This window comes from Belnapia sp. AC561 (assembly GCF_979252845.1).
The window spans coordinates 1-261 of sequence record NZ_CEEDBP010000286.1; the positions used below are offsets into that span (position 1 = coordinate 1).

Annotated in this window: 1 protein-coding gene; it reads right to left on the minus strand. The window is 59.8% G+C overall.

The features are described from left to right. Positions 1–210: superoxide dismutase (locus tag AC0IW9_RS31110; protein WP_471652158.1), on the minus strand; the 210-nt coding region annotated here is incomplete at its 3' end. Between the last annotated feature and the right edge of the window lie 51 nt (positions 211–261).

Genomic DNA, 261 nt, shown 5'->3' on the forward strand with positions numbered 1-261 from the left:
GTTGCGGATCAGCGGCGGCTGGCTCGACACGGTGGCGAGGATGTCCTCGATCGACTTGCCGGCGAGCGACGCGTCCTTCTCGACGCCCTCGTTGAGCTTGTCGGTATAGGCCTTGTGGTGCTTGTCGTGGTGGACCGTCATCGTCTCCTTGGAGATGGTCGGCTCCAACGCGTCATAGTCGTAGGGCAGCGGGGGCAATTCGAAGGCCATGTACGTCTCCATTGAAAACATTGGGAAAAGCTGCGGAAGGTTAGGCTAAGG